Genomic DNA, 13,059 nt, shown 5'->3' with positions numbered 1-13,059 from the left:
CATGGCTCCGGTGGTGTTGAGCCCCTCTCCCTGCGGGAGAGGGGTTGGGGAGAGGGTTCGGACGGAGCGTGTCAGCACACTCCGCCGCGCCCCCTCATCCGCCCTTCGGGCACCTTCTCCCGGAGGGAGAAGGGAGAAAATCACAGTTGGTCGTACGCGGGCAGGGTGAGGAAGTCGGCCAGTTCGTCCGCATGGGTCATGCGGGAAATCAGGGCGGCGGCGGCATCGGCGCGGGCGGCGCCGGGGTGCTGGCTCTGGCGCAGGCGATGGGTGTGGGCGGCAAGCGCCTGGTCGAACAGCGCGAAGTCGATCGGTGCATGGTCGGGGAACTCGAGATCTCCGTGATGCAGCCATTGCCACAACTGCGCGCGGGCGATCTCGGCCGTGGCGGCGTCTTCCATCAGGTGATGGATCGGTACGCAGCCCAGGCCGCCCAGCCATGCGGCGGTATAGCGCAGGCACACCTCGACGTTGTTGTCGAAGCCGGCGCGGCTGATGGTGCCGCCGGGCGCGGCGAGCAGCTGCTCGCGGCTCACCCGCACGTCCTCGCGCAGTTTGCCGAGCTGGTTCGGCGCGGGCATGTATTCGTCGAAGATCGCCTGCGCCACCGGCACCAGCGCGGGGTGGGCGACCCAGGTGCCGTCGTGGCCGGCTTTGACCTCGCGCAGTTTGTCGGCGCGCACCTTGTCCAGCGCCGCTTCATTCGCCGCCTCGTCGCCCTTGATCGGGATCTGCGCCGCCATGCCGCCCATCGCGAAGGCGCCGCGGCGGTGGCAGGTCCTGATCAGCAACTCGGAATAGCCTTTCAGGAACGGCACCGTCATGCCGACCTGGCCACGCTCGGGCAGCAGGCGGTCGCGATGGCCGCGCAGCGTTTTCAGGTAGGAAAAAATGTAATCCCAGCGACCGCAGTTGAGGCCGACGATGCGACGGCGCAGCGCGTGCAGGATCTCGTCCATCTGGAACGCGGCCGGCAGGGTCTCGATCAGCACCGTGGCCTTCATCGTGCCGCGCGGCAGCTGCAGTTCGGCCTCGGCGGCGCTCATCACCTCTTCCCACAGCGCGGCCTCTTCCATCGCCTCCAGCTTGGGCAGGTAGAAGTACGGGCCGCGGTCGCGCTCGTGCAGCGTGCGTGCGTTGTGGAACACGAACAGGCCGAAGTCGACCAGCGCGCCAGACAGCGGGGTGCCATCCACGCTGAAAAAGCGGTCATGCAGATGCCAGCCGCGCGGGCGCACCACCAGCACGGCGGGGTTGTTGCCGACCTGGTAGGTCTTGCCCTCGGGCGAACGGAACGTGATCGTGCCGTCGACCGCATCGCGCAGATTGACCTGGCCGTCCAGCTGGTTGGCGAAGGTGGGCGAGGAGGAATCCTCGAAGTCGGCCATGAACACCCTGGCGCCGGAATTCAGCGCGTTGATGATCATCTTGCGCTCCACCGGGCCGGTGATCTCCACGCGGCGGTCGCGCAGCGCGGCCGGGATCGGTGCCACGTTCCAATCCGATTCGCGGATTGCCGCCGTGTCGGCGCGGAAATCCGGCAGGGCACCGGCATCCCAGGCAGCCTGGCGCTGGCGACGCTCTCGCAGCAGGTGTTGCCGCGACGCCTCGAAGCGACGGTGCAGCCGGGCCAGGAACGCCAGCGCGGCCGGGGTCAGGATGGCCGCGTAGGCGGCGCCGTCGGCGAGGACCTCCGCGGGGCCGGTGTGGAGTTGTTCCTGCGCTGCTGCCATCGTTTCGCTCCGCGTCGTGGGTGACTCGAAGCTAGGCCGGCAAATATCTATTTGACAAAGTGAATGTTTCAATCATTACTATGAGCAATATCAATATATGACACAACTTGCTGAAATGACTTGATGAAAACTCCCGGCGTTCCGCTGAAGCAGCCGAAAAAATCGTCTCGCAGCGCAGCAAAAAAACGTACCCCTGGCGAACGCGCCGAGGAGGCTGGCGGCCGCTTCTACTACAAGGGCAATCGCCACAAGCAACTGCGCGCCTTCGTCAGCGTGGTGAAACTGGGTACGCTTACCCGCGCCGCCGAAGCGTTGTACGTGTCGCAACCCACCATCAGCCTGCAGTTGCAGGCGCTGGAACGCGAGCTCGGCGCCACCCTGCTTGAGCGCCGTCGCCGGCGCATCAATCTCACCGACGCGGGCGAGGCGCTGTACGAGCTGGCGCGCCCGCTGGTGGAAGGCTGGGACACGCTGGATCGCGATTTCCAGGCGAAGGCGAAGGGTCTGCAGGCCGGCCGGCTGGTGATCGCCGCCGGCACCTCCACCATCCAGTACCTGCTGCCGGAACTGGTGCGCCGCTATCGCGAACGCTTCCCGGCAGTGCAACTGCAGTTGGCCAACGTGACCGGCAAGGACGGCATGGCCATGCTGCGTGCCGACGAGGCGGATTTCGCGGTCGGCTCGATGCTGGACGTGCCCAACGACATCGCCTGGGCGCCGGTGCAGCACTACGACCCGATGCTGATCATGCCGCCCGACCACCCGCTGGCGACGAAGGACAAGATCACCCTGGAGGATCTTTCACCCTACGGACTGATCCTGCCGCCGCAGCGCCTCTCCACCTATCGACTGGTCGACCTGGTGTTCCAGCAGCGGCAGGTGCCCTATCACGTCGCGATCGAGGTCGGCGGCTGGGACGTGATCAAGGAATACGTGGCGATGGGCATGGGCATCTCCATCGTCACCGGCATCTGCATCACCGACGCCGACCGCGGGCGCCTGGCCGTGCGCAACATGAAGCAGTTCTTTCCCCAGCGCAGCTACGGCGTGGTGATGCGCAAGGGCAAGTTCCTCAGCGCCGAGGCACGCGCCTTCATCGACCTGATTCGCCCCGGGCTGCTGACGCATCGCGAACACGATGATCCGGGGCATTCGCAGCGGTGATGCCCGAGGCCGCTCTGCGAGCCTCGCCCCTGCGCGCGGGATTTCAAACGTCGCGATGCTTGCCCTTGAACGGCGCGTACCACTCGCGCAGGCGCTGCATGGTTGCGCCCATGTCGGTGCCGGCGTCGAACAGTGGGCCGAGCTGGATGGTCCTGTCGGGGTAATGGAACGCGACCGGGAAGATCGGCACGCCGGCATCGTGGGCGATGTGCCAGAAGCCGCTCTTCCAGCGCGTCACCGGTTTGCGCGTGCCTTCGGGGGCGATGCCCAGCCACAGTTTCTCGCGCTGGCGGAACTGGTCGATCATCTGTTCGACCACGCCCTTGGCCGCGCTGCGGTCGATGGGGACGCCGCCGAGCCGACGCAGCAGCCCGCCCAGCGGGCCGCGAAACAATTCCTGTTTGCCCATGAAGTGCACGTCGGCGCCGATCGCCACCTTGATCAGCAGCCCCCACACCCCGTCCCACCACGAGGAGTGCGGGGCGGCGATCAGCACCAGTTTGGGGACGTCGGGAAATTCGCCGGTGAGACTCCAGCCGCACAGGCGCAACACGCCGCGGCAGATGCGTCGTTGCCAACCGTCGCGCAGCTTCGGCATGCGGGCGGGCAACTGGGCTGGAGTGAAGACGCGACGCTTCATTCGAACTCCGGTTTGCGCGAACGGGTCTGCTTGATCCTGCCGCGCTGCTGTTTGCCGGCCAGGCGGCGTTCCTTCGAGGCGCGGGTCGGTTTGGTGGCGACGCGTTTCTTCGGCGGCAGCAGCACGCCGCGAATCAGTTCGGCCAGCCGCTCGCGCACGTCGTCGCGATTGCGCGCCTGGTCGCGAAAGCGCCGGCCCTGGATCACCAGCATCCCTTCGGCGGTAAGCCGGCGATCGCGCCGGGCCAGCAGCCGCGCGCGCACCTCCTCCGGCAGCGACGGCGAGCCCGCCACGTCGAAGCGCAATTCCACCGCGCTCTCGGTGCGATTCACATGCTGACCGCCCGGGCCGTCGGCGCGCAGGAAGCGCTCGATCAGTTCGGACTCGGGCAGGGCGAGGGTGCGGCTGATGGTCAGCATGGGGGGAAGTTTAGGGGAGAAGCGAGAAGTGAGTGGAGAGGAGTGAGGAGTGAGAGAGAGCGAAGGCAAGCCGTACCCCGGCTTTTCTCTCACTCCTCACTTCTCTTCACTCACTCCTGCTTCAAGCCCCAGCCGAACTGCGCCAGCAATCGCGCGAATGCCTCGTCCAGCGGCGCCTCCAGTTGCATCGGCGCGCCACTCACCGGATGCGCGAACGAAAGCCGCCACGCGTGCAGCAGCATCCGGTGGCAGGCAAAGTGCTGCTTGTAGAGGCGATTGTGGTCGCCGCGGCCGTGCTGGCAGTCGCCGATCACCGGGTGATGGATGTGCGCCAGGTGCTTGCGAATCTGGCGGAAGCGGCCGCTCTCAGGCTCCGCCAGCAGCAGTGCGTAGCGTTGCTGCGGGTAGCGGCCGAGTGCGATCGGCACCTCGATCGTGGCCAGGCGCCGGTAGCGCGTGCGCGCTTCGCGGCGCGGGCCGGTTTCGCGCGAGCCGGGCAGGGGATAGTCGATCACACCTTCGGCCGGCTCCGGCCAGCCGCGCACCACCACCAGGTATTGCTTGTGCACCGTGCGCTGCATGAACTGCTCGCCAAGCGCGGCGGCGACCTCCTTGCTGCGCGCCACCAGCAGCACGCCGCTGGTGGCGCGGTCGAGCCGGTGCGCCAGGTACACGTTGCCGCCGACCTGCTCGCGCAGCAGGTCGATCAGGAACGCGTCGGCGGGCCCCACGAACGTCGAGCGATGCACGGCCAGGTTCGCGGGCTTGTTCACCGCGATCAGCGCGTCGTCCTGGTAGAGGATGTCGATCATGCGTTCGAGCTTCCGCGCTCTGGTTATTCGTGGGAGCCCGCTCGCGGGCGATGCTGCGGGTGCCCGTGAAAAGCATCGCCCGCGAGCGGGCTCCTGCACGGTCAACGCGAGCGCGGCCAGCCGATGGCGAAGGAGAGGAAACCGGCGATACCGGCGCCCAGCGGCGGCCAGATGCCGTGTTGCGGGGCCAGCGTCCACAGCAGCGCGGCGCCGATCAGCAGTGCGCTGCCGAGCAGGCTGCAGGCCAGCGTCCTGTGCTGGCGACGGGCATTCTCCTGCGCCAGTTTGAGGGCCAGCGGATCGGCTGGCTCACGCCGCTCGCCGCGGCCGATCTGACGCAGCGCATCACGTACCAGGTCGGGAAACTCCGGCGCGTGGTGCAGCCATTCGGGTAACCGTTTGCGCACGTCGCGCAGGGTGCGCAGCGGGCTGTAGCGCTGGCGCAGGATCCGCTTGAGCACCGGATGCGCGACTGCCCAGATGTCGATCTCCGGATCGAGCATGCGGCCGACGCCCTCGATGTTGAGCAGGGTCTTCTGCAGCAGGATCAGCTGCGGCTGCAGGGTCAGCTCGAAGCGGCGCGCGGTCTGGAACAGCTTGACCACCAGCTCGGCCAGTGAAATCTGCGACAGCGGGCGGGTGAAATACGGCTCGCATACGGTGCGCACGGCGGCTTCCAGTTCGTCCAGCCGCACGTCGGCGGGCATCCAGCCGGCGGCCACATGCAGTTGCGCGATGCGTGCGTAGTCGCGTTCGAACAGTGCGATGAAGTTCTGCGCCAGCCAGTACTGGTCGGCCTCGGGCAGCGAGCCCATGATGCCGAAGTCCAGCGCGATGAAGCGCGGCTCGTCCAGGCGCGACGGGTCCACCCAGATGTTGCCGGGGTGGGCGTCGGCGTGGAAGAAATTGTCGCGGAACACCTGCTCGTAGAACACCCGCACGCCCTTGGCGGCCAGTGCCTTGCGGTCGAGCCCGGCGGCGTCGATCGCTGCGATGTCGTCGCTGCTGATGCCGTGCACGCGCTCCAGCGTCAGCACGCGCGAGGCGGTCAGTTCCCAGTGCACCGCCGGCACGTACAGGTCCACGCCGCTGGCGAAGTTGCGCTTGAGCAGGCTGGCGCTGGCGCCTTCGCGCTGCAGGTCGAGTTCGTTCTCCAGCATCTTCTCGACTTCGGCGACGACGTCGAGCGGGCGGATCTTGTCGGCATTCGGGTGCCAGCGCTGGGCCAGTTCGCCGAGCGAGCGCAGCAGCTTCACGTCGCGGGAGATCTGCGCGTCGATGCCCGGCCGCAGCACCTTCACCACCACCTCGCGGCCGTCGGCCAGGGTGGCGGCATGCACCTGGGCGATCGAGGCCGAGGCCAGCGGCGTCTCGTCGAATTGGGCGTATAGACGTCCAACCGGGAGTTTCAGCTCCCGCTCGACGATGGCACGCGCCTCGCTGCCGGGGAACGGCGCCACCTGGTCCTGCAGCAGCGACAGTTCGTCGGCAATGTCGGCGGGCACCAGGTCGCGGCGGGTCGACAGCACCTGGCCGGCCTTGACGAAAATCGGCCCCAGCTCGGTCAGCGCCCGGCGCAGGCGTTCGCCGCGCGAGAGGCTGGCCACGTTGGCGCGCGGTCGCGCCAGCAGCGGGCGCAGCAGTTTCAGCGGGCGGAACAGGTGCGCGGCGTCGACCAGTTCATCCAGCCGCCATGCCAGCAGCACCGAGGCCACTCGCAGCAGGCGCGGCACCACGCGCAGCGGCGTCACGCGGTGTCGCCCTGCAGTTGCCGCGCCAGCCGCTGCACGCGTGCGGCCAGTCGTTCGCTGTGTTCGCGCAAACTGTCCACTTCGTCGAGAAAGGTGTCGACTTCGCCAGGCGCCAGGGCCACGCGGGTTTCGTCGCGCACCCAGTCGGCGGCGTCTTCGACGAGATGGGCGCCACTTTCGCGGGCATGCGCCAGGCCCTTGCGCACGGCCCTGGCCAACGGCACGCCGAGCACGTCGCCGAAACTGCGCGCGAAGGCCTCCTCGAAATCCGGCGCGAACTTGCCGGCCAGCTTTTCCAGGCGGCGCGCCAGTTCGGCATCGCCGGCGATCTCCACCTTGCCCGGCGCGATGCCGTCGTCGTCGCGGCGCAGCAGCATCGCCAGCAGGCTGCCCGGCGTCGCGGCCACCTTCAGCTGGCTGTCGTCGCGCGGCGGGCCGACTTTCAGGTGCGCCTGATCGACCGTGATGGCCAGCGCCAACTCCGGCCCGCGCAGATGCAACTGCACGCTGCGACCGTTCAACGCGGTCAGCCGCTGATGCGTGTCGGGATCGAGCGACAGCGTGTGATTCAGCGCGGTTTCCAGCGCGCGCCCGGCGAGCTTGCGCAGTGGTTGCGGCATCCAGGCGTTGGGGGTGGCAGCGTTCATCCGCCGATTGTAGCGGGGCGGCGCGGGCGCCGCCGGGAATGGGGAATGGGGAATCGGGAATCGGAGGAGGGCTCTTTCGCCAGCTTGCAAGGTGCCGTGGGTGCCGACGCTTCTGCCTTTCTATTCCCGGTTCCCTGTTCCCGATTCCCCGCTCTCACCGGCGAAACCGAGCTGGCGCCAGGCCTCGTAGACCGCCACGGCGACGGTGTTCGACAGGTTCAGGCTGCGGCTGTGCGGGCGCATCGGCAGGCGCAGGCGTTGCGTCGGCGGGATGGTGTCCAGCACGTCGTCCGGCAGGCCGGCGGTTTCGCAGCCGAACAGCAGCGCGTCGCCGTCGGCAAAACGCACGTCGACGTGGGGCACGCTGCCGCGCGTGGTGAAGGCGAACACGCGTGGCGCGCCGAGCGCGGCGAGGCAGGCGGACAGGTCCTCGTGCACCGCGACGCTGGCGTATTCGTGATAGTCCAGCCCGGCGCGGCGCAGGCGGGCGTCGTCGAGCTCGAAGCCCAGTGGACGCACCAGGTGCAGTGCCGCGCCGGTATTCGCGCAAAGACGGATCACGTTGCCGGTGTTGGGAGGGATCTCGGGGCGATGCAGGATGACATGGAGCATCCACGCATTATCGCTTGCGCCATGCTCAGCTGGCCACGCGCGGGCAGACCACGCCGTCCGGCGGCAGCGCGCAGCTGCTCGGCGCGGCCAGCAGGATGGTGGCGATGCCGCCGTCGTGGGCGAGCTCGACCGGCGGCGTGGCGGTGGTGGTGGTCAGCATGGCGGCGAGGATGAGGCCGCACACCACGAGGCTGGCAATGAACAATCCGTGCAGCATGAAAGTCTCGAATTTCACGGTTACATCTCCGATGCGTAAGTGAGCCCTGCAGCCCGATGAAAGCAATCCCTGTGCCACGCCTGGATATGCGGCCAACATGCTGATTTTTCAAGGTTTAGATAGCCGCCTCGACGCCCCGGCCGTTGTCCGCGGACAGTCGTCCGGTGGCGTCCGGACAGCGGTGCCCCGCGCCACCGCACGGGCCGTCGACCGTGCCACAAGTCATTTGCGATGCCCGGGCGCGGCCGGGTAGCCTGCCCGGACCATTCGCGAAAACAGGAGGTTCACCGTGAAAAAAACGCCGCTTGCCCTGCTCATCTCCGGCTTGCTCACGTTCGGGGTCGCCGCGCCGACACTGCTGGTCGCCGCCCCCGCGCAGGCGGTCGAGGCCGCCGCTGCAGCGACGCAGCAGATCCCCGACCTGGCCTATTCCCGTTTCGTGCTGCCCAACGGCCTGACCGTGGTGGTGCATGAAGACCACAAGGCGCCGGTGGTGGCGGTGAGCGTGTGGTATCACGTCGGCTCCTCCTATGAGCCCAAGGGCAAGACCGGCTTCGCGCACCTGTTCGAGCACCTGATGTTCCAGGGTTCGGAGAATCACAAGGACGAGTTCTTCAAGCCGTTCGAGCTGGCCGGCGCCACCGACCAGAATGGCACCACCTGGCTCGACCGCACCAACTATTTCGAAACCGTGCCGACCACCGCGCTGGACATGGCGCTGTGGATGGAATCGGACCGCATGGGCCACCTGCTCGGTGCCATCGGCCAGCCGCAGCTCGACGAACAGCGCGGCGTGGTGCAGAACGAGAAGCGCCAGGGCGAAAACCAGCCTTACGGCCGCGCCAGCGAACTGATCCAGGCCGAGGCGTTCCCGGCCAACCATCCCTACCATCACGACACCATCGGCTCGATGGCGGATTTGAACGCAGCCTCGCTCGGCGACGTCAAGCAGTGGTTCCGCGACTACTACGGCGCGGCCAACACGGTGGTGGTGCTGGCCGGCGACATCACGCCGGCGGTGGCGAAGGAGAAGATGCTGAAGTACTTCGGCGACATCGCCGCCGGTCCGCAGGTGCCGCGCCCGCAGCCGTGGATTGCCGCGCGCGACAAGTCCACCCGCGGCACGATGACCGACAACGTCGCGCAGACCCGCATCTACCGCGAATGGAACGTGCCGGCGCGCGGCAGCCATGACGAGAACCTGCTGGAGCTGGCCGCCGCCGTGCTCGGCGGCAGCAAGACCTCGCGGCTGTACCAGCGCCTGGTCTACCAGGACAAGCTCGCCGACAGCGTCTCCGTCTACGTCGAGCAGCATTCGCTGGCCAGCCTGTTCCAGTTGCAGGTCGACGTGAAGAAGGGCGTCGACCCGGCCAAGGTCGAGGCCGCGATCGCCGACGAATGGCAGAAGTTCCTCAACGATGGCCCCACCGCCGACGAACTGGCGCGGGTCAAGACCGAAACCCGCGCCTCCTTCGTGCGCGGCCTGGAGCGCGTCAACACGCAGGCCTCGATCCTGGCCGAGGGCCAGCTGTACCACGGCGATCCGGGGCACTATCTGAAGGACTTCAGCACCCTGATGGCGGCGACGCCGGCCAGCGTCAAGGCGGTGGCGAACCAGTGGATCGCCAAGGGCGACTACACCCTGACCGTGGTGCCCGGCAAGGTGGAGGACGCCGACATGGCCACCGTGGCCGGCCGGGCCGCCGCGTCCGGTGCGCCGGCGCCGGTGCTCACGCCCAAGGGCGATTACAAGACCGTGGCCAGCGACGTCGATCGCAGCAAGGGCGTGCCCGAAGTCGCCAGCTTCCCCGACCTCGCGTTCCCGACCCTGCAGCACGGCAAGCTCGACAACGGCGTCGAAGTGGTCCTGGCCGAACGCCACGGCGTGCCGGCGGTGCAGATGCAGTTGCTGTTCGACGCCGGTTACGCGGCCGACCAGGGCCGCAAGCTGGGCACCTCCAGCTTCACCATGTCGATGCTCGACGAAGGCACCCGGGACCTCGATTCGGTCGAGATCGCCAAGCGCAAGCAGCGCCTGGGCGCGATCATCGCCAGCGGTTGCGGGCTGGATTACTGCAATGCCTCGCTGAATGCGCTGGACGACCAGCTCAAGCCCTCGCTCGACCTGTTCGCCGACATCGTGCGCAACCCGGCGTTCCGCGATGCCGACGTCAGCCGCCTGCGCGGCCAGTGGCTGGCCGGCATCGCCCAGGAGAAGAGCCAGCCCATCGGCATCGCGCTGCGCACCCTGCCGCCGCTGCTGTACGGCAAGGGCCACGCCTACGCGATCCCGTTCACCGGCACCGGCACCGAAGCCTCGATCAAGTCGCTGACCGATGCCGACATGCGCCAGTTCATGACCGACTACATCCGCCCGGACAACATGAAGATCCTGGTGGCCGGCGATACCACGATGGCGAAGATCATCCCGCAGTTGAACGCGGTGTTCGGCAACTGGAAGGCGCCGGCGAGCAAGGTGCCGGCCAAGAACATCGGCAAGGTCGCGCCGCCGGAACAGGTGCGCGTGTTCCTGGTCGATCGCCCCGGAGCGCAGCAGAGCCTGATCCTCGCCGGCAGTCTGGCGCCGTCCACCGAGGCGCCGAACAACCTGCAGATCCAGACCATGAACGGCGCCTTCGGCGGCAGCTTCACCTCGCGCCTCAACATGAACCTGCGCGAGGACAAGCACTGGGCCTACGGCGCCTTCAGCTTCCTGCAGAACGCGGTCGGGCAGCGCCCGTTCATGCTCTACGCACCGGTGCAGACCGACAAGACCGCGGCGTCGGTCAGCGAGATGCTGAAGGAAGCGCGCGGGGTGATCGGCGACAAGCCGCTGACCGCGCAGGAGATCAGCAAGATCAAGGTCGGCGACGTGCGCAGCATGCCGGGTCAGTACCAGACCACCCAGGCGGTGATGGGCGCCATGCAGGGCATCGCCCAGTACAACCGCCCGGATGACTACGTGCAGACCCTGAAGTCGCGCATCGAGGCGCAGACCGATGCGTCGGTGGAGGCTGCGGCGAAGGAGATCATCCACCCGGACCAGCTGACCTGGGTGATCGTCGGCGACCTGGCCAAGATCGAGTCGCCGATCCGCGCGCTGAAGCTCGGCACGGTCGAGGTGCTCGACGCTGACGGCAAGCCGGTGGCGGCCAAGCCGGCAAAGTGAGTCGCGCTGCCGCGCCGGCTGAACCGGCGCGGCAAGCGGCGGATGGAGCGAGGGACGCCGGCGCGCCGGCGCGTTACGATGGAGGCCGGACCGTCCTGGTCCGGCCTCTTTTCATGCCCTCAAGACCTGCCGCGGAGCCACCCATGCGCAAGACCCTGTTGTTGCTCGTCCCCATCCTGTTGCTCGGCGCCTGCAGTTGGGGCATCACCCTGGATTCGGCCGGCAAGAACGTGCGCACCGCCTGGAGCGGCGATGTTTCCAGCTGCCGCGAACTGGGCAAGGTCACCGTCTCGGTGATGAACCGCGTCGGTCCGGTCGACCGCAACGACATCAAGGTGCGCGACGAACTGGAAGTGCTCGCGCGCAACGAGGCGGCCAAGATGCACGCCGACACCATCAAGCCGCTGGCCGAACCGGCCGATGGCTCGCAGCCGTGGGGCGCCTACCAGTGCGGCAGCAACCCGCCCAAGCCGGGGGCGGGCCGACCGGCTTCGGCCCAATCGGCCAAGGGCGACGTGCAGACGTTCCCGGTGTCGGGCGGCTGACCCCTTCGACGGTCAATCCATGCTGATCCAGCCGCGTTCTCCCGCAATGCGCAGCGAGGTGCCGAGCACCGCGCTGAGCGACTGGAGGCGCGCGAGGATGCGTTGTGCATCCTCGCCTCGCGCGATCCTGGGGCGACCCCGCGTTTCGTCCTGGCGACTCGCATCGTCGCCCCTCTCGTTGAGCACCACCGGCACCAGTTCGAGCTGACGCATCGAGCCATCGCGCCGATGAAGGTGCGCGATCATGCTTTCCCACACCTCGGGCGGGTAGTAGCCGGGCTCGGTGCGGGAATGAAAGATCAGGCTGCCCATGCCATGGAAGATCGGCACCCCGTGATGAAGCTCGATCCCGTGCAGCAGCGGGGCGCCGTGCGAAAAGAATGCGCCGGCACCGGCTTCGGCGCAGCTCCGCGCGAATTCGCGCGCCCATGGCTGGGTGACGCGCATGTCGCCGCGCCAATCGTGGTTGTGCAGGCAGGCGACGACGAAGGCCGTGCCGGCCGCCGCGCGGATCGACTGAAGGATTCGTTCCACATCGTCCTGGTCGGGTGTGCCGGCTGCGGTCAGGCGCAGCTCGTTGATGCCGGCGCCTGAACTTGTTGCCGCCACGCCCGGACGGATCTTGCCGGCCGCCATGGCCACCAGCGCGACACGGCGACCGCGCGCCTTGAAGCAGGCGGCACCGCTGGCTTCGGCGAGGTCGCTGCCGCTGCCGGCGGTGGCGAAACCGGCATGTTGCGCGGCGCTGCGGGTGGCCAGTACGCCCGCACGGCCGAAATCGCCGGCGTGGTTGTTGGCCAGGGCCAGCATGTCGAAGCCGAACGAGCGCAGGCAGCGCAAGGCGTCGGGGCCCGCGGCATGCAGGAACAGCCCTTGGCGAGTCGGTGCGCCCGACGCGCCAACGCGTATGGGCGTCTCCAAGTCGGTCATGGCAACGTCGCCGCGACGTACCTGGGCGATCACTTCGGCGAGGCCGGGATAGGGCTCGTGGCAGAGGTCGTGCGCGATCAGCGCCTGCCCGGTGAGGGTGAGGGTCAGCTCGCGGCGTTCGGCCGCGCGCACGGCAACGCCCGGCAACAGCGGCGTCATCGCCAGGGCGGCGAGCAGCCGCCGGCGCTGCAGATTGCACGACTCGACCATGACGCCCCTCGCTCGATCCGGACCCGACAGCCCCAGCTATCCACGTCCACCGGGCCGCTTGCAAGCTTATTCGCGTACCTGCGCATACCATACCAAAATGGCATGGACGCATTACCGGACTCGATAAGATTGCATATGTTCAGTCCGCGTGAATTACTCGATACCAAGGCAGATGCTCCGGCGAACTGGTCGCCACGCATGGTTTCGGGA

Annotated in this window: 12 protein-coding genes; 3 read left to right on the top strand and 9 right to left on the bottom strand. The window is 67.9% G+C overall.

All coding sequences use genetic code 11. The features are described 5' to 3' along the window. Positions 1–140: 140 nt before the first annotated feature. On the bottom strand, positions 141–1,733 hold the full coding sequence (gene aceB / locus ACVCMI_RS00520; protein WP_447097848.1) for a malate synthase A: 1,593 nt from the start codon (positions 1,731–1,733) through the stop codon (positions 141–143). Between the two features lie 123 nt (positions 1,734–1,856). Between aceB and ACVCMI_RS00515 the strand changes: the two genes are divergently transcribed. Further along, a complete protein-coding gene (locus tag ACVCMI_RS00515; RefSeq protein ID WP_447097849.1) occupies positions 1,857–2,897 on the top strand; it encodes a LysR family transcriptional regulator in 1,041 nt (346 codons plus the stop codon). A gap of 43 nt (positions 2,898–2,940) precedes the next feature. Here the strand turns inward: ACVCMI_RS00515 and ACVCMI_RS00510 are convergent, their stop codons facing one another. From ACVCMI_RS00510 to ACVCMI_RS00480, 7 genes are all read right to left on the bottom strand, one after another. After that, positions 2,941–3,537 (bottom strand): 1-acyl-sn-glycerol-3-phosphate acyltransferase, encoded by a 597-nt coding sequence (locus ACVCMI_RS00510; protein WP_447097850.1) that lies wholly within the window; start codon positions 3,535–3,537, stop codon positions 2,941–2,943. Continuing rightward, the gene (arfB, locus tag ACVCMI_RS00505; protein ID WP_447097851.1) at positions 3,534–3,956 is read right to left on the bottom strand and encodes an alternative ribosome rescue aminoacyl-tRNA hydrolase ArfB; all 423 of its coding nucleotides are present in this window, start codon (positions 3,954–3,956) and stop codon (positions 3,534–3,536) included. Before arfB ends, ACVCMI_RS00510 begins: the two co-directional genes overlap by 4 nt. 110 nt (positions 3,957–4,066) lie before the next feature. Continuing rightward, positions 4,067–4,768, bottom strand: a complete 702-nt coding sequence (locus tag ACVCMI_RS00500) for a pseudouridine synthase (RefSeq protein ID WP_447097852.1) — start codon at positions 4,766–4,768, stop codon at positions 4,067–4,069. A gap of 101 nt (positions 4,769–4,869) precedes the next feature. Further along, positions 4,870–6,519, bottom strand: coding sequence for a ubiquinone biosynthesis regulatory protein kinase UbiB (gene ubiB / locus ACVCMI_RS00495; RefSeq protein ID WP_447097853.1), 1,650 nt, complete (start codon positions 6,517–6,519; stop codon positions 4,870–4,872). Further along, positions 6,516–7,166, bottom strand: coding sequence for a ubiquinone biosynthesis accessory factor UbiJ (locus ACVCMI_RS00490; RefSeq protein ID WP_447097854.1), 651 nt, complete (start codon positions 7,164–7,166; stop codon positions 6,516–6,518). Before ACVCMI_RS00490 ends, ubiB begins: the two co-directional genes overlap by 4 nt. Before the next feature lie 120 nt (positions 7,167–7,286). Further along, entirely contained in the window at positions 7,287–7,778 is a 492-nt protein-coding gene (gene trmL, locus ACVCMI_RS00485) for a tRNA (uridine(34)/cytosine(34)/5-carboxymethylaminomethyluridine(34)-2'-O)-methyltransferase TrmL (RefSeq protein WP_447097855.1), read from the bottom strand. A 25-nt stretch (positions 7,779–7,803) separates the two neighbouring features. Further along, the gene (locus ACVCMI_RS00480) at positions 7,804–8,013 is read right to left on the bottom strand and encodes a hypothetical protein (protein ID WP_395120492.1); all 210 of its coding nucleotides are present in this window, start codon (positions 8,011–8,013) and stop codon (positions 7,804–7,806) included. 271 nt (positions 8,014–8,284) lie between these two features. On the opposite strand from ACVCMI_RS00480, the gene ACVCMI_RS00475 reads away from it, so the two are divergent. Both ACVCMI_RS00475 and ACVCMI_RS00470 read left to right on the top strand, forming a co-directional pair. Next, the gene (locus ACVCMI_RS00475; protein WP_447097856.1) at positions 8,285–11,164 is read left to right on the top strand and encodes a M16 family metallopeptidase; all 2,880 of its coding nucleotides are present in this window, start codon (positions 8,285–8,287) and stop codon (positions 11,162–11,164) included. Between the two features lie 143 nt (positions 11,165–11,307). Next, positions 11,308–11,709 (top strand): DUF4156 domain-containing protein, encoded by a 402-nt coding sequence (locus ACVCMI_RS00470; RefSeq protein WP_447097857.1) that lies wholly within the window; start codon positions 11,308–11,310, stop codon positions 11,707–11,709. A 12-nt stretch (positions 11,710–11,721) separates the two neighbouring features. Here ACVCMI_RS00470 and ACVCMI_RS00465 read toward each other — a convergent pair whose 3' ends face one another. Beyond that, positions 11,722–12,849 (bottom strand): CapA family protein, encoded by a 1,128-nt coding sequence (locus ACVCMI_RS00465; RefSeq protein ID WP_447097858.1) that lies wholly within the window; start codon positions 12,847–12,849, stop codon positions 11,722–11,724. Between the last annotated feature and the right edge of the window lie 210 nt (positions 12,850–13,059).

The sequence above is a fragment of the Rhodanobacter sp. UC4448_H15 genome, assembly GCF_052978265.1.
The sequence above is the reverse complement of the archived record's forward strand: the minus strand, read 5'-3'. Positions and strand labels throughout refer to the sequence as shown.

Coding starts and splice junctions, on each gene's coding strand:
- aceB (WP_447097848.1), bottom strand. CDS start 1,733: ATGGCAGCAGCGCAGGAACAACTCCACACCGGCCCCGCGGAGGTCCTC.
- ACVCMI_RS00515 (WP_447097849.1), top strand. CDS start 1,857: ATGAAAACTCCCGGCGTTCCGCTGAAGCAGCCGAAAAAATCGTCTCGC.
- ACVCMI_RS00510 (WP_447097850.1), bottom strand. CDS start 3,537: ATGAAGCGTCGCGTCTTCACTCCAGCCCAGTTGCCCGCCCGCATGCCG.
- arfB (WP_447097851.1), bottom strand. CDS start 3,956: ATGCTGACCATCAGCCGCACCCTCGCCCTGCCCGAGTCCGAACTGATC.
- ACVCMI_RS00500 (WP_447097852.1), bottom strand. CDS start 4,768: ATGATCGACATCCTCTACCAGGACGACGCGCTGATCGCGGTGAACAAG.
- ACVCMI_RS00490 (WP_447097854.1), bottom strand. CDS start 7,166: ATGAACGCTGCCACCCCCAACGCCTGGATGCCGCAACCACTGCGCAAG.
- trmL (WP_447097855.1), bottom strand. CDS start 7,778: ATGCTCCATGTCATCCTGCATCGCCCCGAGATCCCTCCCAACACCGGC.
- ACVCMI_RS00470 (WP_447097857.1), top strand. CDS start 11,308: ATGCGCAAGACCCTGTTGTTGCTCGTCCCCATCCTGTTGCTCGGCGCC.
- ACVCMI_RS00465 (WP_447097858.1), bottom strand. CDS start 12,849: ATGGTCGAGTCGTGCAATCTGCAGCGCCGGCGGCTGCTCGCCGCCCTG.